Below are 26,000 nucleotides of genomic sequence, written 5' to 3'. Positions count from 1 at the left end.
GGAGCTTCAACGAAGCGCCGGTGCTTAAACCACCCCTCACCCTGCCCTCTCCCCTGAGGGGAGAGGGGAACACCGGTGGCACGGGATGCATGCCCGGAAGTCCTCTGAATTGTGGAGACCGCCATGGACATGGCCGAAATTCAAGTCATCAAGCAGCACCTGATCGATCCCGAGATCTGCATCCGCTGCAACACCTGCGAAGCCACCTGCCCGGTGGGCGCGATCACCCATGACTCGCGCAACTACGTGGTCGATGCCGACAAGTGCAACCTGTGCATGGCCTGCATTTCCCCGTGTCCGACGGGATCGATCGACAACTGGCGCACCATGCCCAGACTGCGCGCCTACAGCGTCGAAGAACAGCTCACTTGGGACGCGCTGCCCGAAGAGCTGTCGCCCGAGCAACTGGCCGACTTGGCGCCAGGCGCCGACCTGCAGACCGCCGCGCCGGAACCTCCAGCGGCGTCGCCGCTGTCCGGCACCGCCGAGGAGACCTTCAACAGCGCCCGCTATGGCGCCACCGTGCCGCCGTGGTCCGCCGCGCATGCCTACACCAACCTCTATGGCGCCAAGTCCGCGCACAAGACCATCACTGCCACGGTGACCGGTAACGTGCGCGTGACCGAAGTCGGCCGCGAATACGACACGCACCACATCGTGCTGGACTTCGGCGCGACGCCGTTCCCGGTGCTCGAAGGCCAGTCCATCGGCATCGTGCCACCTGGCACCGACGCCAGCGGCCGCCCGCACCACGCGCGCCAGTACTCCATCGCCAGCGCGCGCAACGGCGAGCGGCCGGGCTACAACAACCTGTCGCTGACCATCAAGCGCGTGCTGCAGGATCACGACGGCAACCCCGTGCGCGGTGTCGGCTCGAACTACATGTGCGACCTGAAGGTGGGCGACAAGGTGGAAGTGATCGGCCCGTTCGGCGCCAGCTTCCTGATGCCGAATCACCCGCGCTCGAACATCGTGATGATCTGCACGGGCACGGGCAGCGCGCCGATGCGGGCGATGACCGAATGGCGCCGGCGGCTGCGCAAGGCCGGGAAGTTCGATGGCGGCAAGCTGATGCTGTTCTTCGGCGCGCGCACGCAGGAGGAGCTGCCATACTTCGGCCCGCTGCAAAAGCTGCCCAAGGACTTCATCGACATCAACCTGGCGTTCTCGCGCACGCCCGGCCAGCCCAAGCGCTATGTGCAGGACCTGATGCGCGAACGCGCGGCGGACCTGGCGGCGCTGCTGGCTTCACCGGATACGTACTTCTATGTCTGCGGGCTCAAGAGCATGGAAGAGGGCGTGGTGCTGGCGCTGCGCGAGGTGGCGCAGCAGGCTGGGCTGCATTGGGAGACGCTGGCGGAGGGGCTGAAGCGGGACGGGCGGCTGCATCTGGAGACGTATTAAACGCTATGCTGCAACAAGTGCCGTCGTCGCTGGCACAGGATCCCCTCGACCGCTAGCGGGAGAGATCAATGCACGCTTGCACGCCGGCTTGCCTTCCAGTAACCGTTGGTTGTCGTCCCCGCGCAGGCGGGGATCCTGCTGGCCGAGCGCGACACCGTATGCTCCAGCTCTGACAATGAAAACGCCCTTTTTATGTATCCTCGATATTGTCCGGCGAACACATAATCGTTTTCATCCTTTTTGCTGGTTGCGTAGCCAACATGCTCTTTCATTTTTTCCGGCCATGTGCGCCGATAGCCAGAATTATCCTGCATGACGATGTGATGAATGTCGCCAAAATTGACCGTAACCCCTTTGGTTGATGGATATCCGAGTAAGCAGCTTTCAATGACGGCGCGCGGAGGCTGTGCATATGCCAACTGGCACGCCGAGGTGAGCAAGAATCCGGCTCCAATTTTCCTCATATATATTCCTTTCCGCCTTTATTTTTAGATAGCCTTCGGAGAATTTCCAGAATATCGTTCCACCTTGCGCCGCCGTTGACTCGTATTGATAGCCAACCGTGCCAAGAACTTTCCTTTCTGTCACGATTTTTCCTTTAGTGCCTTAACCAGTTCTGTCCACCCGTTCTTCTGCTGGCGGCGTCGGGGATTAACGACTGACGCAGCACTGGTATTGCTGTGAAAGCCCGTCCAATGCCTGCGCGGTCGCAGTGAATATTCGCGTAAAATCGCGGATGGTTGTCAGCCATATAATGCCAAAGTCGCCCCGTTTTGTGAGCAACCTTGTTGACACGTGCGGCCTGTTTTCTGAAAGCCGCGCTAGACAAGGGACTCATTTGAGAGGGGAGAACACACGCGAAAGGCGAGGCCCTCAGCCATACGCAAACCGCCTGCGCAACACCTTCCCCGCATCCACCAATTTCCCCTCCGCCACCTCCACCGTGCGCTGCAGGTAATCCTCGCTCGCCGCCAGCAGCGCACCATACATCGCGCTGCACATCTCCCGCGCCGTCCGACCCGGCCAGTCCTGCGGCAGCAGCGCCTCGGGCAAATTGGGATCGCGCAGCAGCACGCGCCGGTATTCATGCACCAGCAGCGTCCGCACGAAATAGGCGTCAGCCGGCGATAGTTGCGCCGCTACGTCCGCCAGCGGTGAAAAGCGCCGCAGCAGCGCCTGCCACGCGTCCGCCACGTCGCCCAGCTTGAAGGTCTGGTGCATCAGCGCCTGCAGCGGCTGGATCGGGAACGCTTCCAGGCTGCTTGCCTGCATCACCGCGACGTACTCCTGCGCGCGCGCCGCGCCGATGATCTCGCGTAGCGACCCAAGGTCTGCATTGGGATGCGCCATCACCCCTGGCGCGATCGCGCCAAAGCCCTCCCACAGCAATTCCCGCTTCAGCTTCTGCCGCACGGTGGCGCGTACGTCACTGCGCACCATCACCATCGTCCAGCGGCCATCCCATTCCTGCGCTTCGCCCGCATAGATGCGCTTGCCGGCGTGCAGCACGCGTTGCAGCCCGGCTTCCGACAGTCCGTAGTAGCTGCGCCGTCCGATCCTGGTGGCGCTCAGCCAATCGTCCGCGGTCAGACGGAACGTGGCGGTGCGCACCAGCCGGTCGTTGATGCCGAACGGTGCCGCGAGGCGGATCAGGCTCCCCAGCCACACCGCCTGCGGCCGTGGCGCCACCACGTCGCCGAACAGCGTCACCAGCAGGGAATTGGCCCCCAGCTTGAGCCCGCGCGCCAGCCGGGCAACGCGTGGAGAGGGTTGTTCCGGGTCAGGTGAAGTCGCCATCGCAGGCCCTTGAAGTGATACACATTCGTCGATTGCTTGAATCAAATTGTATCACTACCATGCATTGCAACTGACGCAATTGACGTAAATCAAGACCCCCAAGCGGGACCCAACAAAAGCGGAGCAGGCATGTACGCACAGCTGGTGGAGACAGGAGCAACAAGGCTCCGCGCGATGGAAGAGATGGACCCGCAGGAGCGCGCGTTCCAGTCCCGTGTGGATGACGGCATCAAGATCGAGGCCAAGGACTGGATGCCCGAGGCCTATCGCAAGACCCTCGTCCGCCAGATCTCGCAGCACGCGCATTCGGAGATCGTCGGCCAGCTGCCGGAAGGCAACTGGGTGACCCGTGCCCCTACGCTGGAGCGCAAGGCGGTGTTGCTGGCCAAGATCCAGGATGAAGCCGGCCACGGCCTGTACCTGTACAGCGCCGCCGAAACGCTGGGCGTGTCGCGCGACCAGATGCTGGGCGACCTGCATTCGGGCAAGGCCAAGTATTCCAGCATCTTCAACTACCCCACGCTGTCCTGGGCCGATATCGGCATGATCGGCTGGCTGGTCGACGGCTCGGCCATCATCAACCAGGTGCCGCTGTGCCGCTGCTCGTACGGCCCGTATGCGCGCGCCATGGTGCGCGTGTGCAAGGAAGAGTCGTTCCACCAGCGCCAGGGCTACGACATCCTGCTGAAGCTGTGCAACGGCACGCCCGAGCAGAAGCAGATGGCGCAGGACGCGCTCAACCGCTGGTGGTGGCCCGCGCTGATGATGTTCGGCCCGTCCGACGGCGATTCGCCCAACAGCGCGCAGTCGATGCAATGGCGCATCAAGCTGTTTTCCAACGACGAGCTGCGCCAGAAGATGGTCGACCAGACCGTGCCGCAGGCCGAGTACCTGGGCCTGACCATTCCCGACCCGAAGCTGAAGTGGAACGAGGAACGCGGCCACCATGACTTCGGCGAGATCGACTGGTCAGAGTTCTACAACGTGATCCAGGGCAACGGCCCGTGCAACCGCGACCGGCTGCGCACCCGCGTCAAGGCCTGGGACGACGGTGCATGGTTCCGCGACGCGCTGGTGGCCCATGCGGAAAAGCAGGCCGACAAGCAGGCACAGCAAGCCGCCGCCTGACCCATGCGGCGCAGCGCGCCGCTCCCACATCGAATCGTTTTACACAGGAGGTTGCCATGAAAGAGTGGCCGCTTTGGGAGATCTTTATCCGCAGCCAGCACGGCCTGGCCCACAAGCACGTGGGCAGCCTGCACGCGCCGGACGGCGAAATGGCGATCAACAACGCCCGCGACGTCTACACGCGCCGCAATGAAGGCGTCAGCGTCTGGGTGGTGAAGGCCAGCGACGTGATGGCCAGCAGCCCCGGCGACAAGGGCCCGCTGTTCGAGCCGGCCAACAGCAAGGTCTACCGCCACCCGACGTTCTTCCCGATGCCGGAAGCGGTCAAGCACATCTGAGACGGCCCGCATCATGACGAACCACAAGCTCGAATTTTTGCTGCGCCTTGGCGATTCCGCGCTGGTGCTCGGCCAGCGCCTGTCGGAATGGTGCGGCCGCGGCCCTGCGCTGGAAGAGGACATCGCGCTGACCAACGTCGCGCTCGACCTGGTCGGCCAGACCCGCCTGTGGCTGGGCTACGCCGCCGAGGTGGAAGGCGCCGGCCGCGACACCGACCAGCTGGCCTACCTGCGCGATGCGCACCAGTTCCGCAACCTGCTGCTGGTGGAACAGCCCAACGGCAGCTATGCCGATACGCTGGCGCGCCAGTTCCTGTTCGATACGTGGCACTACTTCCAGCTCGAAGCGCTGCAGCGCTCCACCGATGCGCGCATTGCTGAAATCGCCGCCAAGTCGCTCAAGGAAGTGACCTACCACGTGCGCCGTAGCGCCGACCTCGTGGTGCGGCTGGGCGATGGCACCGAGGAAAGCCACCGCCGCATGCAGGATGCGTTCGACGACCTGTGGATGTTCACCGGCGAACTGTTCGAAGCCGATGCGGCCGAGGCCGCGCTGGTGAACGAGGGCGTGATCCCCGATCCCGCCACCCTGGCCGGGCCCTGGCAGCGCCACGTCGGCGAGGTGCTGGAAGAAGCCACGCTGCGCGTGCCCGCCGGCCAGTGGGCGCAGAGCGGCGGCCGCCACGGCCGTCATACCGAACACCTCGGCTACCTGCTGGCCGAGATGCAGTTCCTGCAGCGCGCCTATCCCGGCGCGCAGTGGTGAGCATCGTGAACACCGTGAGCGCCATGACTGCCGCCGCACAGGCACGCCCGGCCGTCGAACAGGTCTGGTCCTGGCTCGACACGGTGCCGGATCCCGAGATCCCGGTGATTTCGGTGGTCGACCTCGGCATCGTCCGCGACGTGGCCTGGGTGGACGACGCCTGCGTCGTCACCATCACGCCGACCTACTCGGGCTGCCCGGCGATGACGATGATCCGCGCCGGCATCGAAACCGCGCTGGGCGCACGGGGCGTGCACAACGTGCTGGTCCAGACCCGGCTGGCGCCGGCATGGACCACCGACTGGATGACCGCGCGCGGCAAGGCCAGCCTGACCGGCTACGGCATCGCGCCGCCGGCGCAGCAGGTGATCGATATCAGCGGCATCAGCCGCAAGGCAGGCAGGGGACCGGCGGCGCTGGTGGTGGCCTGCCCGCACTGCGGCTCGCGCCATACGCGGCTGGTCAGCCAGTTCGGCTCGACCGCGTGCAAGGCGCTGTACCGCTGCGGCGACTGCAAAGAGCCGTTCGACTACTTCAAGGCTCACTGAGAAGGAAAGGTGGGGAGATGAGCAAATTCCATGAACTGACGGTGGCCTCGGTCACGCGCGAAACCCGCGACGCGGTGGCCGTGACCTTCGCCGTGCCGGACGAACTGGCCGACACCTACCGCTACGTCCAGGGCCAGCACCTGACGTTGCGCACCGGCATCGATGGCGAGGATGTGCGCCGCTCGTACTCGATCTGCTCGGCGGTGCAGGATGCACAGCTGCGCGTGGCAATCAAGCGCGTCGACGGCGGGCTGTTCTCCAACTGGGCCAACGAGCAGCTGCAGCCGGGCATGAAGCTGGAAGTGATGCCGCCATCCGGCCATTTCCATGTGCCGCTGTCCGCCACGCACGCCAAGCACTACGTCGCCTTCGCCGCCGGCAGCGGCATCACGCCGATGCTGTCGATCATCAAGACCACCTTGCGGGCGGAGCCCGACAGCCGCTTCACGCTGTTCTACGGCAACCGCGCGTCGTCGTCGGTGCTGTTCAAGGAAGAGCTGGAAGACCTGAAGGATACCTACCTGCAGCGCTTCAACCTGGTGTTCGTGCTCAGCCGCGAGCAGCTCGACATCGACCTGTTCAACGGCCGCATCGACGGCGACAAGGTCAACGCGCTGCTGGAGCACTGGGTCAGTCCGCGGGACATCGACGTCGCCTTCATCTGCGGCCCGCACTCGATGATGGAAGAGGTCTCGCAGGCGCTGCTCGATAACGGCGTCGACAAGACCCGCATCAAGCGCGAACTGTTTGCCACCAGCATCCCGTCGGCGCGGCCCGCCGCGCATGCACACAAGCAGGTCGGCCAGCAGCAATGCGAAGTGACCGTGATCCAGGACGGCCGTACCCGTTCCTTCACGCTGGAGAAGAACAAGGATACGGTGCTCGACGCCGCGCTGGCGCAGGGCATCGAGCTGCCGTACTCATGCAAGGGCGGGGTCTGCTCGACCTGCCGCTGCAAGCGCATCGAAGGCGAGGTCGACATGGACGTCAACTTCGCACTGGAAGACTACGAAGTCGCGCGCGGCTTCATCCTGAGCTGCCAGAGCTACGCCGTCAGCGACAAGCTGGTGATCGATTTCGACCAGGAAACCTGAAGCGTTCTCCTGCCATCCCAAATACCCAGATTCAATTTCGCCCCCGGAGCAAGCCGTGTCCCATCCGTTTTTCGAACGCCACCAGGCGCTGCTGGAACAAGCCACCCAAGCCATCGCCACGCGCGGCTACTGGAGCCCGTTCGCCGAAATGCCGAGCCCCAAGGCCTATGGCGAAACCGCCAACGCCGACGGCAAGGCTGCCTTCGAGGCGCGCCTGAACCAGCCGTTCGCACTGTCGCAGCCGGGCACTGTCGGCCAGGCCGGCAAGGAAGTCTCGCCATACGGCCCGGAACTGGGCGTCACCTATCCCAAGCCCGACCTCGACCAGCTCTTTGCCGGCGTTGCCAGGGGCATGCCTGCCTGGCGCAAGGCAGGCCCGGAAGCATGGGTCGGCGTGTCGCTGGAAATCCTGCAGCGCCTGAACCGCCGCAGCTTCGAGATCGCCTACGCGGTCATGCACACCACCGGCCAGGCCTTCATGATGGCCTTCCAGGCCGGCGGCCCGCACGCGCAGGACCGCGGCCTGGAAGCCGTGGCCTACGCCTGGGATGAACTGCGCCGCATCCCGAAGCAGGCGACGTGGGAAAAGCCGCAAGGCAAGAACGAGCCGCTGCGCATGGAAAAGCGCTACACCGTGGTGCCGCGCGGCGTGGGCCTGGTGATCGGCTGCTGCACGTTCCCGACCTGGAACGGCTATCCCGGCCTGTTCGCCAGCCTGGCGACCGGCAATGCGGTGGTGGTCAAGCCGCACCCGGGCGCGATCCTGCCGCTCGCGATCACCGTCGAGGTGGCGCGCGAAGTGCTGCAGGAAGCCGGCTTCGATCCCAACCTTGTCACGCTGGTGGCCAACGACCCGAGCGAGCGCATGGCTTCGAAGCTGGCGCTGCGCCCCGAAGTGCGCCTGATCGACTTCACCGGCAGCAGCGCCAACGGCGACTGGCTGGAGCGCAACGCGCACCAGGCGCAGGTGTACACGGAGAAGGCCGGCGTCAACCAGATCGTCATTGACTCCACCGCCGACTTCAAGGGCATGGTGCGCAATATCGCCTTCTCGCTGTCGCTGTACTCGGGCCAGATGTGCACGGCGCCGCAGAACATCTACGTGCCGAAGGACGGCATCGATACGCCGGAAGGACGCATCGGCTTCGACCAGGTCGCCGCGGCGATCGGCGAGGCGGTCGGCAAGCTGACCGGCGATCCGGCAAAAGCGGTGGAACTGATCGGTGCGATCCAGAACGACGGCGTGGTGGAACGGATCGAAGCGTCGCGCGCGCTGGGCGAGGTCGTTGCCGACAGCCGCGTGCTGGAGCATCCGGAGTTTCCGGGCGCGCGCATCCGCACGCCGCTGGTGCTGAAGGTCGATGCCAGCGACGAGGCGAAGATCATGCAGGAACTGTTTGGCCCGATCTCCTTCGTCGTGGCGACCGACAGCACCGCGCACAGCATCGAACTGGCGCACCGCGGCGCGAAGACGCACGGCGCGCTGACGCTGTCGGCCTACACCACCGATGCCGGCGTGACTGAAAGCATCCGCGACGCCGCGGAAGACGCGGGCGTGGCGCTGTCGCTCAACCTGACCGGCGGCGTGTTCGTCAACCAGTCCGCCGCGTTCAGCGATTTCCACGCCACGGGTGCCAACCCCGCGGCCAATGCATCGCTGTCGGATGCAGCCTTCGTCGCCAACCGCTTCCGCGTGGTCCAGAGCCGCTCGCATATCTGATCGCAATACCTGCAGTACCCCGGCGCCGGCCCCCCCGCACGCGGCGCCATCATAACGAGATGGAGTAGACAATGGTGCAACGCAACCCCAACCCCAACGAGCTGGAGCCGATCGAGCGCGCCAGCCGCGACGAACTGCAGGCGCTGCAGCTGCAACGGCTCAAATGGAGCGTGCGCCATGCCTATGACAACGTGCCGCATTACCGCAAGGCGTTTGCCGCGGCCGGGGTGCATCCGGACGATCTGCGGTCGCTGTCCGACCTGTCGAAATTCCCGTTCCTGACCAAGCAGGACCTGCGCGACAACTATCCGTTCGGCATGTTCGCGGTGCCGCGCGAGCAGGTGGCGCGCGTGCATGCGTCGAGCGGCACCACGGGCAAGCCGACCGTGGTCGGCTATACCGCGAAGGATATCGATACCTGGGCAAGCGTGGTGGCGCGCTCGATCCGCGCCGCGGGGGGACGTGCCGGCGACCTGGTCCATGTCAGCTATGGCTACGGGCTGTTCACCGGGGGGCTGGGCGCGCACTACGGCGCCGAGAAGGCGGGCTGCACGGTGATCCCGATGTCGGGCGGACAGACCGAGAAACAGGTACAGCTGATCCGCGAGTTCCAGCCCAATATCATCATGGTGACGCCGTCGTACATGCTGAACCTGATCGAAGAGATGGAGCGGCAGGGCATGGACCCGTCGGAAAGCTCGCTGAAGGTCGGCATCTTCGGCGCCGAGCCCTGGACCGACGCGATGCGCGCGGAGATCGAGGCGCGCGCGGGCATCGACGCGGTAGACATCTATGGCCTGTCCGAGGTGATGGGGCCGGGCGTGGCTTGCGAATGCATCGAGAGCAAGGACGGCCCGGTGATCTGGGAAGACCACTTCTATGCCGAGATCATCGACCCGGTGACCGGCGAGGTGTTGCCCGATGGCGCGGAGGGCGAGCTGGTGTTCACCTCGCTGACCAAGGAAGCGCTGCCGGTGATCCGCTATCGCACGCGTGACCTGACGCGTCTGCTGCCGCCGACTTCGCGTTCGATGCGGCGCATCGGCAAGATCACCGGACGCTCGGACGACATGCTGATCATCCGTGGCGTCAACGTGTTCCCGTCGCAGATCGAGGAGCTGATCCTGAGGGCGCCGGCGCTGGCGCCGCAGTACCAGCTGGTGGTGACGCGCGACGGGCACCTCGACAAGCTGGAGGTGCGGGTCGAGGCGCGGCCGGAGCGTTCCGCGTCGCTGACGGCGGATGACCGGGCGGCGCTGGAGCGTGACCTGAAGGACCAGATCAAGACCTATGTCGGCGTGACCACGCGGGTGCAGGTGGTGGCGGCCGAGGGGATCGAGCGCACCACGGTTGGCAAGGCACGGCGCGTGCTGGACATGCGGCCGAAGGTTACGCACGAGCAGCCGGTCGGCGCGATCTGACAGCGCTGCTTTTCACCCACACCCCTGGCAAAGGCTCCCCTCTCCCGCTTGCGGGAGAGGGGTGGGGGTGAGGGCGGGAGCCTCCACGAAGTGGCAGCGCATCGTGCTTGCCACACGCCGGCCCTCACCCCCGGCCCCTCTCCCGCGCGCGGGAGAGGGGAGCAAACCGCCGGCAGATTGACTTCAACCGATTTACCAAAAAAAGGCGCCACCCAGAGCCGCCACACCCCCCTGCGCCAAAGGAGACAACCATGGACGCACAACAACTGGAAGCCATCCAGAACCACCCCGACTTTATCCGCCTGACCCACGGCCGCACGCGCCTGGGCTGGTCGCTGACGCTGATCATGCTGGCGGTCTACTTCGGCTTCATCCTGCTGCTGGCTTTCTCGCCCGCCACGCTCGGCACGCCGGTCGCCGGAGGCGTCATGACGGTTGGCATCCCCGTCGGCGTGGCGGTGATCGTCGCCGCCGTGCTGCTGACCGCGATCTACGTCCACCGCGCCAACCGCGACCTGGACCCGCTCAACGAACGCGTGCGCAAGGAGTGCGAAGCATGAAGCCGGTACATCGTTTCCTCGGCGCCGCCCTGTGCGGGCTGGCAGCCAGCGCCGCCACGGCGGCCCCCGCGATCCAGGGTGAAGCCTCGCAGCGGCCGCTGAACTGGAGCGCCATCGTGATGTTCCTGCTGTTTGTGCTGTTCACGCTCGGGATCACCCGCTGGGCCGCGCGCCGCACCCGCTCCGCGTCGGACTTCTACGCAGCCGGTGGCGGTCTCACCGGTTTCCAGAACGGCCTGGCGATCGCCGGCGACATGGTGTCGGCCGCGTCCTTCCTCGGCATCTCGGCCATGATGTTCGACAAGGGCTACGACGGCCTGATCTACGCGCTAGGGGTGGTGGCCGGATGGCCGATCATCCTGTTCATCGTGGCCGAACGCCTGCGCAACCTGGGCCGCTATACCTTTGCCGACGTGGTCTCGTACCGGCTGGCGCAGAAGCCGGTGCGCATCACCGCCGCCTGTGGCACGCTGACCGTGGTCATCATGTACCTGGTCGCGCAGATGGTCGGCGCGGGCAAGCTGATCGAGTTGCTGTTCGGCACCAGTTATGAATCGGCCGTGGTCATCGTCGGCGCGCTGATGGTGCTGTACGTGATGTTCGGCGGCATGCTCGCCACCACCTGGGTGCAGATCATCAAGGCGTTGCTGCTGCTCGGCGGCGTGACCTTCATGGCGGTGATGGTGCTGGCCCATTTCGGCTTCAGCCCGGAAGCCATGTTCGCCAGCGCCGCCAGGGTGCATGACAAGGGTACCGCGATCCTGTCGCCGGGCGGGCTGGTGTCCAATCCGATCGATGCGATTTCGCTGGGCGTCGGCATGATGTTCGGCACCGCCGGCCTGCCGCACATCCTGATGCGCTTCTTCACCGTGGCGGATGCCAAAGAGGCGCGCAAATCCGTGCTCTACGCTACCGGTTTCATCGGCTACTTCTACGTGCTGATCCTGGTGGTGGGCTTCGGCGCGATCGTGATGGTGGGCGCTGACCCGGCCTACCGCGACGCGGCGGGCAAGCTGATCGGCGGCAGCAACATGGTGGCCGTGCACCTGTCCCATGTGATCGGCGGCGACCTGTTCCTCGGCTTCATCTCGGCAGTGGCGTTCGCGACCATCCTGGCGGTGGTGGCGGGGCTGGCGCTGTCGGGCGCTTCGGCGGTGTCGCATGACCTGTACGCCAACGTGTTCCGCCGCGGGCAGGCCAATGAGAAGGACGAGATCCGCGTGTCGAAGATCGCCACGCTGGTGATCGGCCTGCTGGCGATGGTGCTGGGCGTGATGTTCGAGAAGCAGAACATCGCCTTCCTGTCCGGGCTGGTGCTGGCGATCGCCGCGTCTGTCAACTTCCCGGTGCTGTTCCTGTCGATGTTCTGGAAGGGGCTGACCACGCGCGGCGCGGTGGCCGGCAGCCTGGCGGGGCTGGTGTCGGCGGTGGTGCTGCTGGTGCTGGGCCCGACCGTGTGGGTGGGAATCCTCAAGCACCAGCGGGCGATCTTCCCGTATGCCAACCCGGCGCTGTTCTCGATGACGCTGGCTTTTGCCGCCGCGTGGCTGGTCTCGGTGCTGGACCGCTCGGCACAGGCGAGCGGCGAACGCCAGCGCTACGGCGCGCAGTTCGTGCGCGCCATGACCGGCATCGGCGCGGCCGGCGCCAGCCAGCATTGAGCCAGCATTGAGCCAGCACGGCGCCAGCCGCGCGCTCAGTCGGTGTCCTGCTGCGCCTTGTGGCGGGACGCCATCTTCTCCTGCTGGCCCGGCGGCACGTTGTCGTAATGGCTGAACTGGATGGTGTAGCTGCCATGGCCGCCGGTCATGCTGTTCAGCCGTGACTGGTAGTCGTTCAGTTCCGACAGCGGCACCTGCCCGGCAACGACCACGCTGTTGCCGGCACCGGTGCGGGTGCCATGCACCTGGCCGCGCTTGGCGGACAGGTCGCCGATGACGTCGCCCATCGCGGTGCCAGGCACCGTGACCTCGATCTCGACGATCGGCTCCAGCACGCTGGGGCGTGCCTTCATCACCGCGTCGATAAACGCCTTGCGCCCGGCGGTGGCGAACGCCACTTCCTTGGAATCGACGGGATGGCTCTTGCCGTCGTATACGGTCACGCGCACGTCCTGCATCGCAAAGCCGGCCAGCGGTCCGCTTTCCAGCACCTGGCGAATGCCTTTTTCCACCGCCGGGATGAACTGACCGGGAATCGCGCCGCCCTTGACCGCATCGATGAACTCGAAGCCATCGCCGCGTGGCAGCGGCTCCACGCGCAGCATCACTTCGCCGAACTGTCCGGCGCCGCCGGTCTGCTTCTTGTGGCGGTGGTGGCCCTCGGCCTTGCCGGCAATGGTTTCGCGATACGCGATCTTCGGCGGCCGCGTGGCGACTTCCAGCTTGTACTGCTCGGTCAGCCGCTCCAGCGCGCAGCGCAGGTGGAACTCGCCCAGCCCGAACACCACGGTCTCGTTGGTGCCGGCGGGATGCTCGACGCGCAGGCAGGGGTCTTCGGCGCTGAGCTTGTGCAGCACCTCGGCCAGCCGCTGCTCGTTGCCGCGCCGCGCCGGCTCGATCGCCAGCCCGTAGATCGGCGTGGGAAACTCCAGCGGCGTCAGGTGGATGTCGCCATCTTCAGTGGCGTCATGCAGCACGGCGTCGAAGCCGAGTTCATCGACCTTGGCCACCGCGCAGATATTGCCCGGGCCGGCGCGCTGCACTTCCTGCGTCTCCTTGCCCTGCAGCAACAGCAGGTGCGCCACCTTGAACGGCTGGCGGCCCTCGCCGATATAGAGCTGGCTGTCGCGCGTGACCGTGCCCTGGTGGATGCGGAACACCGCCAGCTTGCCGACATAGGGATCGATCACCACCTTGAACACGTGTGCCAGCACGTGCTTGTCGGGCACCGGCTCGGCGCGCACCGCCTTGCGCTTTTCAGTGCCTTCGGCGTCCTGGCCGGTGGCGCGGTAGAACAGCGGCGGGTTGCCTTCAGTGGGATTGGGCAGCAGCCGCACAAAGACATCGAGCAGTTCCTCGACGCCCGCCCCGGTGGCGGCAGAGGTAAAGCAGATCGGCACCAGGTGGCCCTCGCGCAGCGCGCGCTCGAACGGGGCGTGCAGCTGCTCGGGCGTGATGGCCTCGCCCTGTTCCAGGTACAGCTCCATCAGTTCGGGATCGATCTCGATCACCTGGTCGATCAGCGCTTCATGCGCCGACGCCACCGATAAAAAATCCGACTCGCCGGCCGGATTGAAGAAGCAGTCCACCACCTTGCCGCCGTTGCCCGCCGGCAGGTTGATAGGCAGGCATTCCTTGCCGAACGCCTCCTGGATCTCGGTGAGCAGCCCCGGCAGGTCGACCTTCTCGCCGTCGATGCCGTTGATGACGATCATCCGGCACAGTTGCCGCGACTGCGCCCAGGCCATGGCGCGGCGCGTGGTCATCTCGATCCCGGTCTGCGCATTGATGACGATGGCGGCGGTCTCGACCGCCGCCAGCGCACTGATCGCAAGGCCGGAAAAATCGGGGTACCCCGGTGTATCGAGCAGGTAGATGCGGGTGTCGCGGAAGTCGACGTGGGTGATGGCGGAACTGAGCGAGCGCTTGTACTTGCGCTCCAGCGGATCGCTGTCGCTGACCGTCGAGCCGCGCTCGACGCTGCCCGGGGTGTGCAGCGCACCCCCCTTGTGCAGCAGCGCTTCGACCAGCGAGGTCTTGCCGCATCCCGCATGCCCGAGCAGGGCAACGGTTCGGATGGCATCGGGACTGTCGTGCATGGTGGCTCTCTCGTCCGGCAATGGCTGTCAGGGCATTATTGGCTAAATTTGCCGGAAACGACATATGCCAGTGTCGGCATCGTGACAAAGCCTGATACGGGCAAGGGTGTGAAGTGGTGCGGCCGGCGCTTGGCCGGCCGACCGCACTCGCTTCACCGCCTGGCTGCAGCGCAGCAATACGCGGACTGCTGCGCTGCAACAGGATCACGCGCGCCCGTCGGCTTGATCGGTCGAGACCGCCAATGCATGCCATGCGGCCAGCTCGCTTTCCACCTTGCGGTTCTTCTCGGCGATGCGGGCCACCGTATCGGAGCCCAGCGGCAGGCGCACCGGCGGGTTGTCGCTGTCGGCAAGGGCGAGCAGCGCCACGGCGAGCCTGGCCGGATCGCCGGGCTGCTGGTGGTTGGCGGATGCCATGTGGCCGCGCATCGCGCCGACGGTTTCGGCGTATTCGGCGATTTCGGTGCCGACGCGGACCAGCGAGCTGGCATCGAGGAAGTCGGTGCGGAAGAAGCCCGGCTCGACCACGGTGGCGCGCACGCCCAGCGGCGCCAGCTCGGCGTCGAGCGCTTCGGTCAGTCCTTCCACCGCGAACTTGGTGGCGCCGTAGACACCCCAGCCAGGATAGGCCGCATAGCCGCCGATCGAAGAGATATTGACGACGTGGCCGCTGCGCTGGCGGCGCATCTGCGGCAGCACCGCGCGCGTCACGTTCAGCACGCCGAAGACGTTGGTGGCGAACTGCTGCTCGACTTCGCGCGCCGACGCTTCCTCCACCGCGCCCAGCAGGCCGTAGCCGGCGTTGTTGACCAGCACGTCGATGCGGCCGAAGCGGGCCACGGCGGCCTCGGCGGCGGCGATCGCCTGCGCCTCGCTGGTAACGTCGAGCGCTACGGCGAGCAGGTTGTCGTGCGCGCCCACGGCGTCGGTGATCGTTTCGGGGCGGCGCGCGGTGGCGACGACACGGTCGCCGCGGGCCAGCGCGGCACGGGTCAGTTCCATACCGAAGCCGCGCGAGGCGCCGGTGATGAACCAGACCTTGCCGGCGGCAGTGGCGGCAGTGGCGGCAGTGGCGGCGTTGGCGGCGGTGTTGGCAGCGATGGTGGTGTTGGCGGACATGGTGAATCTCCTTTGGCGTAGTGCTCGGTTTGACTGCGATGTCTGATGGCGGGGGCCACGGAGACAAATTTAGGCGCGCAAGCTCCGCAACACTAGGCCGCGCAATTGCGATATAAAGACAACCAAAAGTTGTCAATAGACGCGCGTGCTATCGATTGAGCATTTCTCAAGCGTGTGGCAGACTCGCCGGCATGGACAAACTGCCTCCCCTGAACGCCCTGCGCGCCTTTGAAGCGGCGGCCCGGCACCTGAGCATCACCACCGCCGCGGAAGAGCTGCACGTGACGCCGGGCGCCGTCAGCCGCCAGATCCGCGCGCTGGAAGAAGGACTGGGCGTGCAGCTGCTGCATCGCGGCCACCGGCAGATCTCCCTGACCCGTACCGGCGAGGATTACTACCGCGCGGTGACCCGGGCCATGGACGACCTGCGGGAGGCGACGCGGCGGCTCAGCAAGCGGGCCCGGCGCAAGCAGCTCAAGGTGCGCGCCTATACCACCTTCGCCATGCGCTGGCTGATCCCGCGGCTGTCCAGCTTCCATGCGGCAAATCCCGGCATCGAGGTGCTGTTGACCGCGTCGCTGGATCCGGTCGATTTCCGCAAGGAAGACATCGACGGCGCGATCCGCCTTGGCGACGGCAAGTGGAGCGGCGTGAATACCTACCGGCTGGTGTCCAACATCCTGGTGCCGGTCTGCAGCCCCGGTGTTGCCGCCGGCAGCCCGAAGGTGAAGAAGCCTGCCGACCTGCAGCACCAGACGCTGCTGCATTCGATCGCGCGTCCGGACGACTGGGCGCACTGGCTGAAGGCGGCGCGCGCCGACGCGCAGGTCGATGCGCGCAGCGGCATGACCTTCCAGAGCTCCGCCATGGCATACGCGGCGGCAATGGAAGGGCAGGGCTTCGCCATCGCCCAGCGCTTCCTGGTCGCGGCCGACCTGGAAGCCGGGCGGCTGGTCGCGCCATTCCGCCAGGCCGTCGACATGGGCGATTTCACCTACTACCTGCTGACGCCGGCGGACCGCAAGGAAAGTGCCAGCATGGCGGTGTTCCGCGAATGGCTGCTGGCGCAGTGCGAGACGCAGGGTTAGTTTCCTGAACACCAGCGCGGCGCGCGCCGCTTACCATCCGGCGAAGCGGGCAAATGCCTCCACCGGCTCGCGCGTGGTGCGCAGCCCGTTGGCCGGCTCGGCGGGATCGGCATAGCCGAGCGACATGCCGCACACCACGATTTCGCTGTCGGGAATGGCAAGCTGCGCGCGGATGACCCGGTGGTAGCGCGCGAACGCTTGCTGCGCGCAGGTCTCCACGCCGTGCCCCAGCGCCGCCATCATCACCGCATGCAGGAACATGCCGAGATCCAGCCACGCTGCCTGTCCGTGCCGGCGTTCGATGGTGAAGAACAGCCCTACCGGCGCGCCGAAGAAGGCGTAGTTGCGCGCATACTGCCGCGCCATGCCGGCGGCGTCGCCGCGCGGGATGCCGAGCAGGCCGTACAGCGCCTTGCCCAGCGTGCGGCGGCGCGCCAGGTAGGGCTCGCGCCACGCGGGCGGGTAGTAGACGTATTCCTCGCAATGGCCGTCGCCGCCGCTGTCGTGCAGCGCCAGCAGGGCATCGCTGAGCCGGTCGCGCACGGCGCCGGCGCAGGCATGGACACGCCATGGCTGCGTGTTCGACGCGCTCGGGCTGCGCGCCGCGTCGGCCAGGATCGCCGCCACCGTCTCGCGCGGCACCGGCGTATCGAGAAAGCCGCGCACGCTGCGGCGGGCGTGGAGCGCGGCGATGATGTCGGCGCGGTTCATGATGCCGTTGCCGTGAGCGGTGCCTCGACCGCGTCGGCACAATGGACCGCGCCGCGCGCCTGCAAGGCAGCGATCTGTGCCGCGCTGAAGCCAAGTTCCGCGAGCACCGCCTGCGTGTGCTGCCCGCATGCCGGCGCCGGCCGCGCCGGCAGCGCGTTTTCCTGCGCGCTGTTGATCGGGAAGCCTGGCATGCGGACCTCCCCCAGCGTTTCGTGTTGGATGCGCTGTACCATGCGGTTGGCCGCCACCTGCGGGTGCGCCATCAGGTCTTCATAGGTGGCCACGCGTGCGCACAGGATGTCGGCGTCCTGCAGCACCGCCAGCCACGCGTCGGTGGAGCGGGTCACGAACACGCTGGTCAGTGCCTCGACCATTGCGCCGCGGTTGGCCACGCGCAGCGGCGAAGTGGCGAAGCGCGGATCGTCGGCGAGCGCCGGCAGGCCCAGCACATCGCACAGCCGGCGCCAGCGCTCGGGCATGTAGGCGGCGACCATGATCCATCCGTCCGCGGTGCGGAAGGCCTGGTTGGGCGCCGAGTAGGGGGCGGCGCTGCCGGCGCGTTCCGGCAGCTGCCCGTCGGCGCAATAGCTGGTGAGCGACGATTGCTGCAGCGCCAGCGCGGCGTTGAGCAGGCTCACGTCGAGGTGCCCGCCCTGGCCGTCGCGCGCCCGTTGCGCCAGCTTGCCCAGGATGCCCACGCAGGCGACATAGCCGGTCATCACGTCGACCACCGGCGCCTGCACCTTGCACGGCTCGCCGTCGGGCAGGCCGATCAGGCTCATCAGCCCGGAATCGGCCTGGATGATGCCGTCGACGCCGGCGCGGGCGGCATATGGGCCATCCTGGCCATAAGCCGAGATCGAACAGTAGACCAGCGACGGGTTCAGCGCCGACAGCTCGGCATGGCCCAGCCCGAGGCGCTCCATCACGCCGGGACGCATGCTTTCCACCACGATGTCGGCTTCCGTCGCCATCCGGCGCGCCACCGCGAGTCCCTCGGGGGATTTCAGATCCAGCGCCACGCCCAGCTTGTTGCGGTTGAAGCCGTGGAACAGCGCGCTGTCGTCGCCCAGCCAGCCGGGGCCGAGCCCGCGGCCCAGTTCGCCGCCGGGCGGCTCTACCTTGATGACCCTGGCGCCCATGTCGGCCAGCAGCATGGTACAGGTCGGACCGGCGCCGATCTGGGTGAAGTCGATGACGGTCAGGCCGTCCAGTGCGTCGCGCAGCATGTCAGCTCTCCGGAAGAATGCGGGATCGTTTGAAGGTGCCCTGCGCGGTGGCGACCAGCACGCCGGCATCGGTGGCCAGTTCGGCCGAGGCAAAGTACAGGCTCTTGCCGGCGCGGCTCACCGTGGCGGTGGCGCGCAGCCGGCCCGCGCTCGCCTTGCTGAGGTAGCTGATGGCCAGCATCACCGTCACGGCGTGGCCGAGGGCGCCGTCGGGACCGGTCGGCAGGCCGGCGTAGCCGCACGCGGCGTCGAGCAGCGTGGCGATCACGCCGCCCTGCACGCTGCCCTGCCGGTTCAGGTGGCGCGGCTCGATGTCGAGCTCGAAGGCGCAGCGGCCGTCGCCAACGCTGGCCAGGCGGATGCCAAGGTAGTCCAGCAGCGGGTTGTCGGCGGGCGGCGGCATGGCGCGATCGATGAGATCGACGAGAGCGGCGGGCGCGTTCACAGCGCCACCTTGATGTTGTTGTCCTGGATCACACGCTGCCAGCGCGACATTTCCTTGCCGATATACGCCTTCAGTTCGTCCGGCGTGGAGGCTTGCGGCTCGAAGCCCTGCTTTGCCAGCTGCCCGGCAACGTCGGGCGACTTCAGCGCCGCCACCAGCGCGGCGTTGACCTTGTCGACCACGGCCTTGGGCGTGCGCGCCGGCGCCAGCAGGCTGTACCAGAGTTCCGCGTCGTAGCCGACGATGCCGGCTTCGGCAAAGGTCGGCAGGTCGGGCATCAGCGCGCTGCGCTTCTTGCCGGCGATGCCGAGCGCGCGCAGCTTGCCGGCGCGCACGAACTGGATCGACGAAGCAAAGGTGGCGAACGAGATCTGCACCTGGCCGCCCATCAGGTCGGCGATCGACGGGCCGGTGCCGCGGTAGGGCACGTGCAGCAGCTCGGTCTTGTTCAGCCTGGCGAAGACTTCTCCCGCCAGGTGCTGCGGCGTGCCGGGCCCCGGGCTGCTGTAGCTGAGCTTGCCCGGGTTGGCGCGGGTGTACTGGATGAATTCCTGCAGCGTGCGGAAGGGCTGGTCGGGATTGGCAACCAGCATGATCGGTACCGACGCGATGCGCCCGACCGGCTCGAAGTCGCGCTCGACCTGGAACGGGACCTTCATGCCGAGGAAGGGGTTCATCGTGATCTGGCTCGACGCGATCACCAGCGTGTAGCCGTCCGGCGCGGCATGCGCGACGTAGTCGGCGCCCAGGTTGCCGCCGGCGCCGGGCTTGTTCTCGATCACGATGGTCTGGCCCAGCAGCTGGCCCATCTTGGGCGCGATGGCGCGTGCCAGGATGTCGTTGCCGCCGCCCGGGGCGAACGGCACGACCAGCGTGATCGGCTTCTGCGTGGGGTAGGGCGCCTGTGCCGCCGCACTCAGCGCCGTGACCGACAGCACGCCGGCCATTGCGGCGCGCATGATTCGAAGGATTCCTGCCATGGTTGTCTCCTGCGTGGTTCTGGTCGGGCCGCTCAGCGGCCCGTGTAGTGGGGCTGCCGCTTTTCGGCGAAGGCCTGGCGGCCTTCAACGCGGTCGGCGGTGTCGCGCAGCACGCCCCAGTAGAGTTCGGTGAGCTGCTGCGCGTCGGCTTCGCTGAGGTGGCTGGTTTGCCGCGACAGCTTCTTGACCGCCTGTACCGCCAGCGGCGCGTTGGCGGCGATGCGTGCGGCCAGCGCCAGCGCGCGGTCGAGCAAGGCATCGGGCGCCATCGTCTCGGTGACCAGGCCGATGCGCGCGGCGTGCGCGGCATCGATCCGTTCGCCGGTGAGCACCATCTGCATCGCATGCGCCGCGGGCACGGCCTTGAGCAGCCGGTGCAGGCCGGATACCGCGGGAATCGAGCCGACCGCGACTTCGGGCAGGCCGAAGGTGGCCTGCGTCGACGCAATCCGCAAGTCGCACTGCAGCGCGATCTCCAGCCCCGCGCCGAGGCAGTGTCCGTTGACCGCCGCGACCAGCGGCTTGCCGAGGCCGAGGTCGCTCAGGTCCATCAGCCGGATATAGAGCCCCAGGTCCGCCGCCTGCTCCGGCGCGCGGAACAGCGCCTCGGGGTAGGTGGCGGTCGAAGTGCGCGTGCCTTTCAGGTCCGCGCCGGCGCAGAAGGCGCGAGTGCCGGCGCCGGTCAGCACCGCGACGCGCAGGTCGTCGCGGTCGCGCACCTCGGCCAGGTGCGCGCGCAGTTCGCGCAGCGTGGTCACGTCGAGCGCATTGAGCGCGTCGGGCCGGTCGATGGTCAGCACCGCGACCGCGCCTTCGATGTGGCGTTGGATGGTCATGGCGACTCCTTACACGCTGGGCGACGACAGGCTGCGCCCGCCGCAGACGTAGAGCGTCTGGCCCGTTACGTATGACGACTGCGGATCGAGGAAGAAGCTGACCGCATTGGCGATATCGTCGGCGGTGCCGATACGCTGCACCGGCACCGACTTCTGCAGCCGCGCCTGCACCTCCGGCGCAAAGCCGCGGAACAGCGGGGTATCGACGATGCCGGGCGCGACCGCGTTGACGGTGATGCCCTTGCCGGCGAACTCGATCGCCAGCGAGCGCGTCAGGCTGACCACGCCACCCTTGGCCGCGGAGTAGTTGGCCTGCCCGAAGCCCCCCAGCCAGGCCCGCGACGAGATATTGACCACGCGCCCGTAGCCACGCTCGACCATGCCGGGCAGCGCCGCGCGGCAGCACAGGAACTGCGAGCGCAGGTTGGTATCGATGACCAGGTCCCAGTCGTCGTCGGTCATCTTCAGGAAGCGCATGTCGCGCACGGCTCCCGCGTTGTTGACCAGATAGTCGACACGGCCGGCGCGTGCCGCGACTTGCGCAAAGGCGTCGTTGACCGCGGCGGAATCGGTCAGGTCGGCGGTGGCGCCGAAGGCATGCAGCCCTGCGGCGGCGAGCGTGCCGACGGCCTCGTCCAGCGCACCGCCATCGCGGTCCAGCAGTGCCACGGTCAGTCCTTGCCGCGCCAGTTGCGTGGCGATGCCCAGGCCGATGCCGCGCGCGGCGCCCGTGACCACGGCCACGTGCGTGGGATCGAATCGTTGCGTACTCATCTCAGACTCCCAGCAGGTGGACCGACGAAGCGGCGTGGTCAACCCCCGCGATGCCGCCGCCGGTGCATTGCGTCAGGCCGACGCGGGCGTTGTCGACCTGGCGCTCGCCGGCGCGCCCTTGCAGGTGCCACAGGATTTCGACCATTTGCGCCACGCCGGTGGCGCCCAGCGGGTGGCCCTTGGCCAGCAGGCCGCCGCTAGGGTTGACCGGCACGCGGCCGCCCAGCCGGGTCGCGCCGGACTTCAGCAGCGATACCGCTTCGCCGGACTCGGCGAGCCCCAGCGCTTCGTAGTAAAGCAGTTCGGCGATGGTGAAGGCGTCGTGCAGCTCGACCACGTCGACATCGCGCGGCCCCAGCCCTGCCTGTTCATACGCCTGCCGCGCGGCGCGCGCGGTGATTTCGGCGTCAAGGATGTCGTCGTCGGCCTCTTCGCGCAGGCCCGACACTACCACCGACGACAGCACCTTGACCGGGCGCGCCTGCACCGGGCGGCGCGTGCTCAGCACCACCGCGGCGGCGCCGTCGACCTGCGACGGGCAGCACTGCAGCAGCGTCAGCGGGTCGGCGATCATGCGCGAGCCCAGCACTTCTTCCACCGTGGTGGCCTTGCGCTGCTGCGCATACGGGTTGAGCGAGCCGTTGTAGCGGTTCTTGACCGCCACTTCCGCCAGGTCGGCGGGCGACGCGTCGCGCTCGTGCAGGAAGCGCGTGCCGCGCATCGCATACACCGCGGGCAGCACCATGCCGGCCTTGGCATAGAGGTCCGTCTTGTGGTCGTTGCGCTGCAGCGGGATGGTGCCGCCGCCAAGCGCGGTGAGTTGCTCGATGCCGAACACCAGCACGGTGTCATATTGCCCGGCGAGCAGCGCGTGCCGCGCCAGGTGCACGCCGGTGGCACCGCTGGCGCAGGCGTTTTCGATGTTGTAGACCGGGATGCCCTTCAGCCCCAGGTCGCGCACGATCAGCTGGCCGAGGATCATGCCGCCCAGCACATTGGCGCAATACACCGCCTGGATGCGGCTGGCCGGCACGTCGGCGTCGGCCAGCGCCTTGAGAATGGCCTGTTGCGCCAGTTCCGGTGCCAGCACGCCGGGGTGGCGGCCGAACGGCGTCATCGCGCCGCCATGGATGTAGATGTCTTGCATGTTGCTTTCCCTTTCCTTCTGCGTTCTTTCGATCGGTCAGGCCGTGACGGCCTCGAAGACATAGCCGAACTCGGCGTCCGGACGGGCTTCATAGCGGTCGCCAATCACCGGGCGCGCCTTGCCCTGCAGGCGCCCGAAGATGCGCACCGGGCCGACGAAGTCGACATAGCCGAGCGCGTACGGCGGCTGGCCGGTCTTGGGCGCGGGATGGATCACGGTGAAGCTGTAGACCACGCCGGAGCCGCGGATGGCGACGGGGTCATGCTCGGCGGCGAGCGGCGAACCGGCCGGCACGGCCGGGAAGATCCATTCGCCGGTGGCGCGGTGGCGCGAGGCGATCAGGTGGGGGAGGGGGTCCGCACTCCAGAGCGGATAGGCTTGGTCTGACACGGCAGTCTCCTGTGTTGGTGGGCCTTGGCGTAATGGTTGTCGCTGGCGGCGCGCACGACAAACGACATTTCCGGCGCCTTCGCTTGAGAAAAAATCAAATGAATGACCGGAGCAGGGCATCATGAGAAGCGTGTTGGCGGGAAGCCGGCGTGTGGCTCTGGGTGGCCGGCCGCGTACTGAAGGGTCAGGCCACCAGGCCTACCAGCCGCGACAGCGATTGCTCCGCGCCGCGGCCCGCTTCCACCACGAAGTCGATGAAGCGGCGGACCCGCACCGGCATCTGGCTGCGATGCGGGTAGTACATGTACAGGCCGACATTGCTGCTGCTGAATTCCGTCAGGATCGCCTTGAGCCGGCCGCTGACGAGGTCGGCGTGGATCATGTACGCGGAAAGCTGGCCGATGCCCATGCCGGCGCGCACCGCCTCGACCTCGGTCTCCACGTCGTTGAAGCTGGCGACGGCAGGCACCTCCTGGTAGACCAGCGCGCCGTCGACCTGCAGCTCCCAAGGCACCATGCGCCCGGTCGCCGGGCGGCGGAAGCCGGTGCACTGGTGCCGCAGCAACTCGTCCAGCGTGGCGGGCTCGCCGTGCCGCGCGAGGTAATCGGGCGCGGCGCAGATGACCAGCGGCAGGTCGCACAGCCGGCGCGCCACGAGGTTCTGGCCGGGGCTGGTGCCGGCGCGGAAGCCGATATCGATCCGGGACTCGACCAGGTCGGTGAAGAGGTCGCTCAGCACCACGTCGAAGGTGATGCCCGGATGCAGCTCGCGGAAGGCGCGCACCAGCGGCACCAGCACCCGGCTGCCGACCGACGGCGGCGCGGTCAGGCGGATCAGGCCGTCGTCATCGCTCTTGCTGCTGCGCACCTGGTCCAGCGCCTCATCGAGCTGGCGCATGCCCGGCGCGGCCAGCTCGAACAGGCGGGCGCCTTCAGTGGTGAGGCTGAGCTTGCGCGTGGTCCGGTGCAGCAGGCGCACGCCGAGGTCGTCTTCCAGCGTGCGCACCGCCTTGCTGACGGCTTGCGGCGTCACGCCGGCTTCCACCGCGGCGCGCTGGAAACTGCCGGCGCGCACCACGCCGATGAAGAGGGTCAGCACACGGGCCTTGTCCATGACTGGCAACTGGAGGTTGGGAATGTGCCGATGATAGTGCGGAACCGGCCTTGCTGGTTCGAAAAGGCGGGATTTCGTACAAGTGACGGGACCGGGCTGTGTTGCGTAGCATTGGCGGGTTACCGGGGACCAGCTGCGACAGGCGGGGAGACCATGGCAGAACCCTTGAGGTGGATCACCGAGGGCTATCGCGGCATGTATGTCCACGTGATGGCCTTCGAAATGGCGGATATCGCGGTCGCGCGAGACACGCCCGGCCCGAAGTGGGGCTACCTGCTCGGTGTCGGACGCTCGAAGGCGCCGACGACTGACATGCAGTACGGCCTTGATGTCGACGAGCAGGACTACTTCACGCGCGCCGCGGCGGAGCAGGGCGCGCTGCATTTCGGCAAGCGGTTGATTGACGTGATTCTGGAGTGCCAGTGAAGGGGCTGAAGTGTATGTGCCAGACGCCGTCGTCCGAAGTCAAGCGCAGCACTTCGTTGATGCTCCGGCCCTCACCCCCGGCCCCTCTGCGGCAAGCGGGAGAGGGGAGCAAACAGGCGGGCCAGGCTGGGCGCACGGGCTCATCGGCGAAAGCGCCGAGCGAGCGCAGCGACGCGTACTGGGCTACGGCTTTTGCCGCTCGGGCAAAAGTGACTCGCCCCTTTAGGGGCGAAACCAGGGCATATCAAATCACCACCAGATGCCAGCCGCAGGCTAAGAACCCGCGGGCACCGAAATGGTAGCCCGCCAAAAACGCCTTACATCCTCCCCTTCCAAGGCACCATCCACTTCGCCATCTTCCGCATCAGCAAATCAAACACATAGGCAATCAGTCCGATCAGCACGATCCCCATGATCACCACGTCGGTCCGCAGGAAGTTGGAAGCATTCAGCACCATCTGCCCCAGCCCGGCGGTCGCGGCCACCATCTCGGCCGCCACCAGCGTGGTCCAGCCGAAGCCGATCGCAATGCGCATGCCGGTCAGGATGTCGGGCAGCGCCGCGGGCAGTACCACGTGCCGCACCACCTGCCACGGCGTGGCGCCCATCGAATAGGCCGCGTTGATCTGCTCGATCGTGACCGAGCGCACGCCGGCCTGCGCCGACATCGCCAGCGGCGCGAAGCACGCCAGGAAGATCAGCAGCACCTTCGAGGTCTCGTCGATGCCGAACCAGATCACGATCAGCGGCAGGTAGGCCAGCGGCGGCAGCGGACGGTAGAACTCGATGGGCGGATCGAAGATGCCGCGCGCGATGCGCGACACGCCCATCAGCACGCCGATCGGCACCGCCGTGGCCACCGCCAGCCCGAACGCGCCGAACACGCGCACCATGCTCGCGGTGAAATGCTCGGTCAGCGGCTGGCCGCCTTGCAGGTTGCCCTGCCAGGCATCGATGAAGGCGGTGACGATCGATTCCGGCGTGGGCAGGAACAGCGGCGGCAGCCAGCGCAGGTGGCTGGCAATCCACCACAGCACGAGCAGGCCCACCACGGTCACGGTGGAGATGCGCGAACTCGAACCCTCGCCGGGCAGGCGATAGCCCGAGACGGCTTTCATCGGCTTGCTGGCAGGGGCGGAGGCAGGCGCGGCGCCGGGCGCTGCGCGCGGCGCGGTTTCGATGCGTTGAGCGGAAGCGGGCATCTT

Annotated in this window: 26 protein-coding genes; 12 read left to right on the top strand and 14 right to left on the bottom strand. The window is 67.1% G+C overall.

Annotated features, from left to right (window positions below):
• Positions 1-123: 123 nt before the first annotated feature.
• Positions 124-1,404, top strand: a complete 1,281-nt coding sequence (gene boxA / locus J8I82_RS04445) for a benzoyl-CoA 2,3-epoxidase subunit BoxA (RefSeq protein ID WP_209754758.1) — start codon at positions 124-126, stop codon at positions 1,402-1,404.
• 65 nt (positions 1,405-1,469) lie between these two features.
• Here the strand turns inward: boxA and J8I82_RS04440 are convergent, their stop codons facing one another.
• Both J8I82_RS04440 and paaX read right to left on the bottom strand, forming a co-directional pair.
• A complete protein-coding gene (locus J8I82_RS04440) occupies positions 1,470-1,868 on the bottom strand; it encodes a hypothetical protein (protein WP_209754757.1) in 399 nt (132 codons plus the stop codon).
• A 409-nt stretch (positions 1,869-2,277) separates the two neighbouring features.
• Positions 2,278-3,201: a phenylacetic acid degradation operon negative regulatory protein PaaX gene (gene paaX, locus J8I82_RS04435; RefSeq protein WP_209754755.1), complete on the bottom strand. Its 924-nt coding sequence runs from the start codon at positions 3,199-3,201 to the stop codon at positions 2,278-2,280.
• A gap of 129 nt (positions 3,202-3,330) precedes the next feature.
• Between paaX and paaA the strand changes: the two genes are divergently transcribed.
• The 9 genes from paaA to J8I82_RS04390 all read left to right on the top strand — a co-directional run bounded on the left by paaA (position 3,331) and on the right by J8I82_RS04390 (position 12,437).
• On the top strand, positions 3,331-4,329 hold the full coding sequence (gene paaA / locus J8I82_RS04430) for a 1,2-phenylacetyl-CoA epoxidase subunit PaaA (RefSeq protein WP_209754753.1): 999 nt from the start codon (positions 3,331-3,333) through the stop codon (positions 4,327-4,329).
• A 56-nt stretch (positions 4,330-4,385) separates the two neighbouring features.
• On the top strand, positions 4,386-4,667 hold the full coding sequence (gene paaB / locus J8I82_RS04425; RefSeq protein WP_029044895.1) for a 1,2-phenylacetyl-CoA epoxidase subunit PaaB: 282 nt from the start codon (positions 4,386-4,388) through the stop codon (positions 4,665-4,667).
• Between the two features lie 13 nt (positions 4,668-4,680).
• On the top strand, positions 4,681-5,433 hold the full coding sequence (gene paaC, locus J8I82_RS04420; RefSeq protein WP_209754751.1) for a 1,2-phenylacetyl-CoA epoxidase subunit PaaC: 753 nt from the start codon (positions 4,681-4,683) through the stop codon (positions 5,431-5,433).
• A 23-nt stretch (positions 5,434-5,456) separates the two neighbouring features.
• The gene (gene paaD, locus J8I82_RS04415; protein ID WP_209755021.1) at positions 5,457-5,981 is read left to right on the top strand and encodes a 1,2-phenylacetyl-CoA epoxidase subunit PaaD; all 525 of its coding nucleotides are present in this window, start codon (positions 5,457-5,459) and stop codon (positions 5,979-5,981) included.
• A 17-nt stretch (positions 5,982-5,998) separates the two neighbouring features.
• Positions 5,999-7,075, top strand: a complete 1,077-nt coding sequence (gene paaE / locus J8I82_RS04410) for a 1,2-phenylacetyl-CoA epoxidase subunit PaaE (RefSeq protein WP_209754749.1) — start codon at positions 5,999-6,001, stop codon at positions 7,073-7,075.
• A 55-nt stretch (positions 7,076-7,130) separates the two neighbouring features.
• The gene (paaN, locus tag J8I82_RS04405) at positions 7,131-8,795 is read left to right on the top strand and encodes a phenylacetic acid degradation protein PaaN (protein WP_209754747.1); all 1,665 of its coding nucleotides are present in this window, start codon (positions 7,131-7,133) and stop codon (positions 8,793-8,795) included.
• Positions 8,796-8,866: 71 nt separating this feature from the next.
• A complete protein-coding gene (gene paaK / locus J8I82_RS04400) occupies positions 8,867-10,216 on the top strand; it encodes a phenylacetate--CoA ligase PaaK (protein ID WP_209754745.1) in 1,350 nt (449 codons plus the stop codon).
• Positions 10,217-10,467: 251 nt separating this feature from the next.
• A complete protein-coding gene (locus tag J8I82_RS04395; RefSeq protein ID WP_092310227.1) occupies positions 10,468-10,776 on the top strand; it encodes a DUF485 domain-containing protein in 309 nt (102 codons plus the stop codon).
• Positions 10,773-12,437, top strand: coding sequence for a cation acetate symporter (locus J8I82_RS04390; RefSeq protein ID WP_209754743.1), 1,665 nt, complete (start codon positions 10,773-10,775; stop codon positions 12,435-12,437). The genes J8I82_RS04395 and J8I82_RS04390 overlap by 4 nt, the downstream gene beginning before the upstream one ends.
• 35 nt (positions 12,438-12,472) lie before the next feature.
• Here the strand turns inward: J8I82_RS04390 and fusA are convergent, their stop codons facing one another.
• Entirely contained in the window at positions 12,473-14,536 is a 2,064-nt protein-coding gene (fusA, locus tag J8I82_RS04385; protein ID WP_209754741.1) for an elongation factor G, read from the bottom strand.
• A 204-nt stretch (positions 14,537-14,740) separates the two neighbouring features.
• Positions 14,741-15,655, bottom strand: coding sequence for an oxidoreductase (locus tag J8I82_RS04380; RefSeq protein ID WP_209754739.1), 915 nt, complete (start codon positions 15,653-15,655; stop codon positions 14,741-14,743).
• A gap of 191 nt (positions 15,656-15,846) precedes the next feature.
• On the opposite strand from J8I82_RS04380, the gene gcvA reads away from it, so the two are divergent.
• The gene (gcvA, locus tag J8I82_RS04375) at positions 15,847-16,743 is read left to right on the top strand and encodes a transcriptional regulator GcvA (RefSeq protein ID WP_209754737.1); all 897 of its coding nucleotides are present in this window, start codon (positions 15,847-15,849) and stop codon (positions 16,741-16,743) included.
• A gap of 30 nt (positions 16,744-16,773) precedes the next feature.
• Here the strand turns inward: gcvA and J8I82_RS04370 are convergent, their stop codons facing one another.
• The 9 genes from J8I82_RS04370 to J8I82_RS04330 all read right to left on the bottom strand — a co-directional run bounded on the left by J8I82_RS04370 (position 16,774) and on the right by J8I82_RS04330 (position 24,369).
• On the bottom strand, positions 16,774-17,454 hold the full coding sequence (locus tag J8I82_RS04370) for a nitroreductase (protein ID WP_209754736.1): 681 nt from the start codon (positions 17,452-17,454) through the stop codon (positions 16,774-16,776).
• Complete coding sequence (locus tag J8I82_RS04365; RefSeq protein ID WP_209754734.1) at positions 17,451-18,683, bottom strand: CaiB/BaiF CoA transferase family protein; 1,233 nt, start codon at positions 18,681-18,683, stop codon at positions 17,451-17,453. The genes J8I82_RS04370 and J8I82_RS04365 overlap by 4 nt, the downstream gene beginning before the upstream one ends.
• Before the next feature lies 1 nt (position 18,684).
• On the bottom strand, positions 18,685-19,128 hold the full coding sequence (locus J8I82_RS04360) for a PaaI family thioesterase (RefSeq protein ID WP_284182869.1): 444 nt from the start codon (positions 19,126-19,128) through the stop codon (positions 18,685-18,687).
• Complete coding sequence (locus J8I82_RS04355) at positions 19,125-20,108, bottom strand: tripartite tricarboxylate transporter substrate binding protein (protein ID WP_245179388.1); 984 nt, start codon at positions 20,106-20,108, stop codon at positions 19,125-19,127. Before J8I82_RS04355 ends, J8I82_RS04360 begins: the two co-directional genes overlap by 4 nt.
• A gap of 32 nt (positions 20,109-20,140) precedes the next feature.
• On the bottom strand, positions 20,141-20,944 hold the full coding sequence (locus J8I82_RS04350; RefSeq protein WP_209754733.1) for an enoyl-CoA hydratase/isomerase family protein: 804 nt from the start codon (positions 20,942-20,944) through the stop codon (positions 20,141-20,143).
• A gap of 9 nt (positions 20,945-20,953) precedes the next feature.
• Positions 20,954-21,718, bottom strand: a complete 765-nt coding sequence (locus J8I82_RS04345) for an SDR family oxidoreductase (RefSeq protein ID WP_209754732.1) — start codon at positions 21,716-21,718, stop codon at positions 20,954-20,956.
• Position 21,719: 1 nt separating this feature from the next.
• Complete coding sequence (locus tag J8I82_RS04340; RefSeq protein WP_209754731.1) at positions 21,720-22,865, bottom strand: thiolase family protein; 1,146 nt, start codon at positions 22,863-22,865, stop codon at positions 21,720-21,722.
• A 36-nt stretch (positions 22,866-22,901) separates the two neighbouring features.
• A complete protein-coding gene (locus J8I82_RS04335) occupies positions 22,902-23,255 on the bottom strand; it encodes a Zn-ribbon domain-containing OB-fold protein (RefSeq protein WP_116319551.1) in 354 nt (117 codons plus the stop codon).
• Between the two features lie 184 nt (positions 23,256-23,439).
• Positions 23,440-24,369 carry a LysR family transcriptional regulator gene (locus J8I82_RS04330; protein WP_029044914.1) on the bottom strand — a complete coding sequence of 310 codons (930 nt, stop codon included), beginning with the start codon at positions 24,367-24,369 and terminating at the stop codon, positions 23,440-23,442.
• A 153-nt stretch (positions 24,370-24,522) separates the two neighbouring features.
• On the opposite strand from J8I82_RS04330, the gene J8I82_RS04325 reads away from it, so the two are divergent.
• The gene (locus J8I82_RS04325; protein ID WP_209754730.1) at positions 24,523-24,795 is read left to right on the top strand and encodes a hypothetical protein; all 273 of its coding nucleotides are present in this window, start codon (positions 24,523-24,525) and stop codon (positions 24,793-24,795) included.
• Positions 24,796-25,112: 317 nt separating this feature from the next.
• On the opposite strand, the gene J8I82_RS04320 is transcribed toward J8I82_RS04325, so the two are convergent.
• Positions 25,113-25,997: an ABC transporter permease subunit gene (locus J8I82_RS04320; protein WP_209754729.1), complete on the bottom strand. Its 885-nt coding sequence runs from the start codon at positions 25,995-25,997 to the stop codon at positions 25,113-25,115.
• Positions 25,998-26,000: the final 3 nt, after the last annotated feature.

Origin of the sequence: Cupriavidus consociatus (genome assembly GCF_017814975.1) — a bacterium.
In the GTDB taxonomy this organism is placed as follows: domain Bacteria; phylum Pseudomonadota; class Gammaproteobacteria; order Burkholderiales; family Burkholderiaceae; genus Cupriavidus; species Cupriavidus consociatus.
Note: the sequence above shows the minus strand (reverse complement) of the source record. Positions and strands in the feature narration are given on the sequence as shown.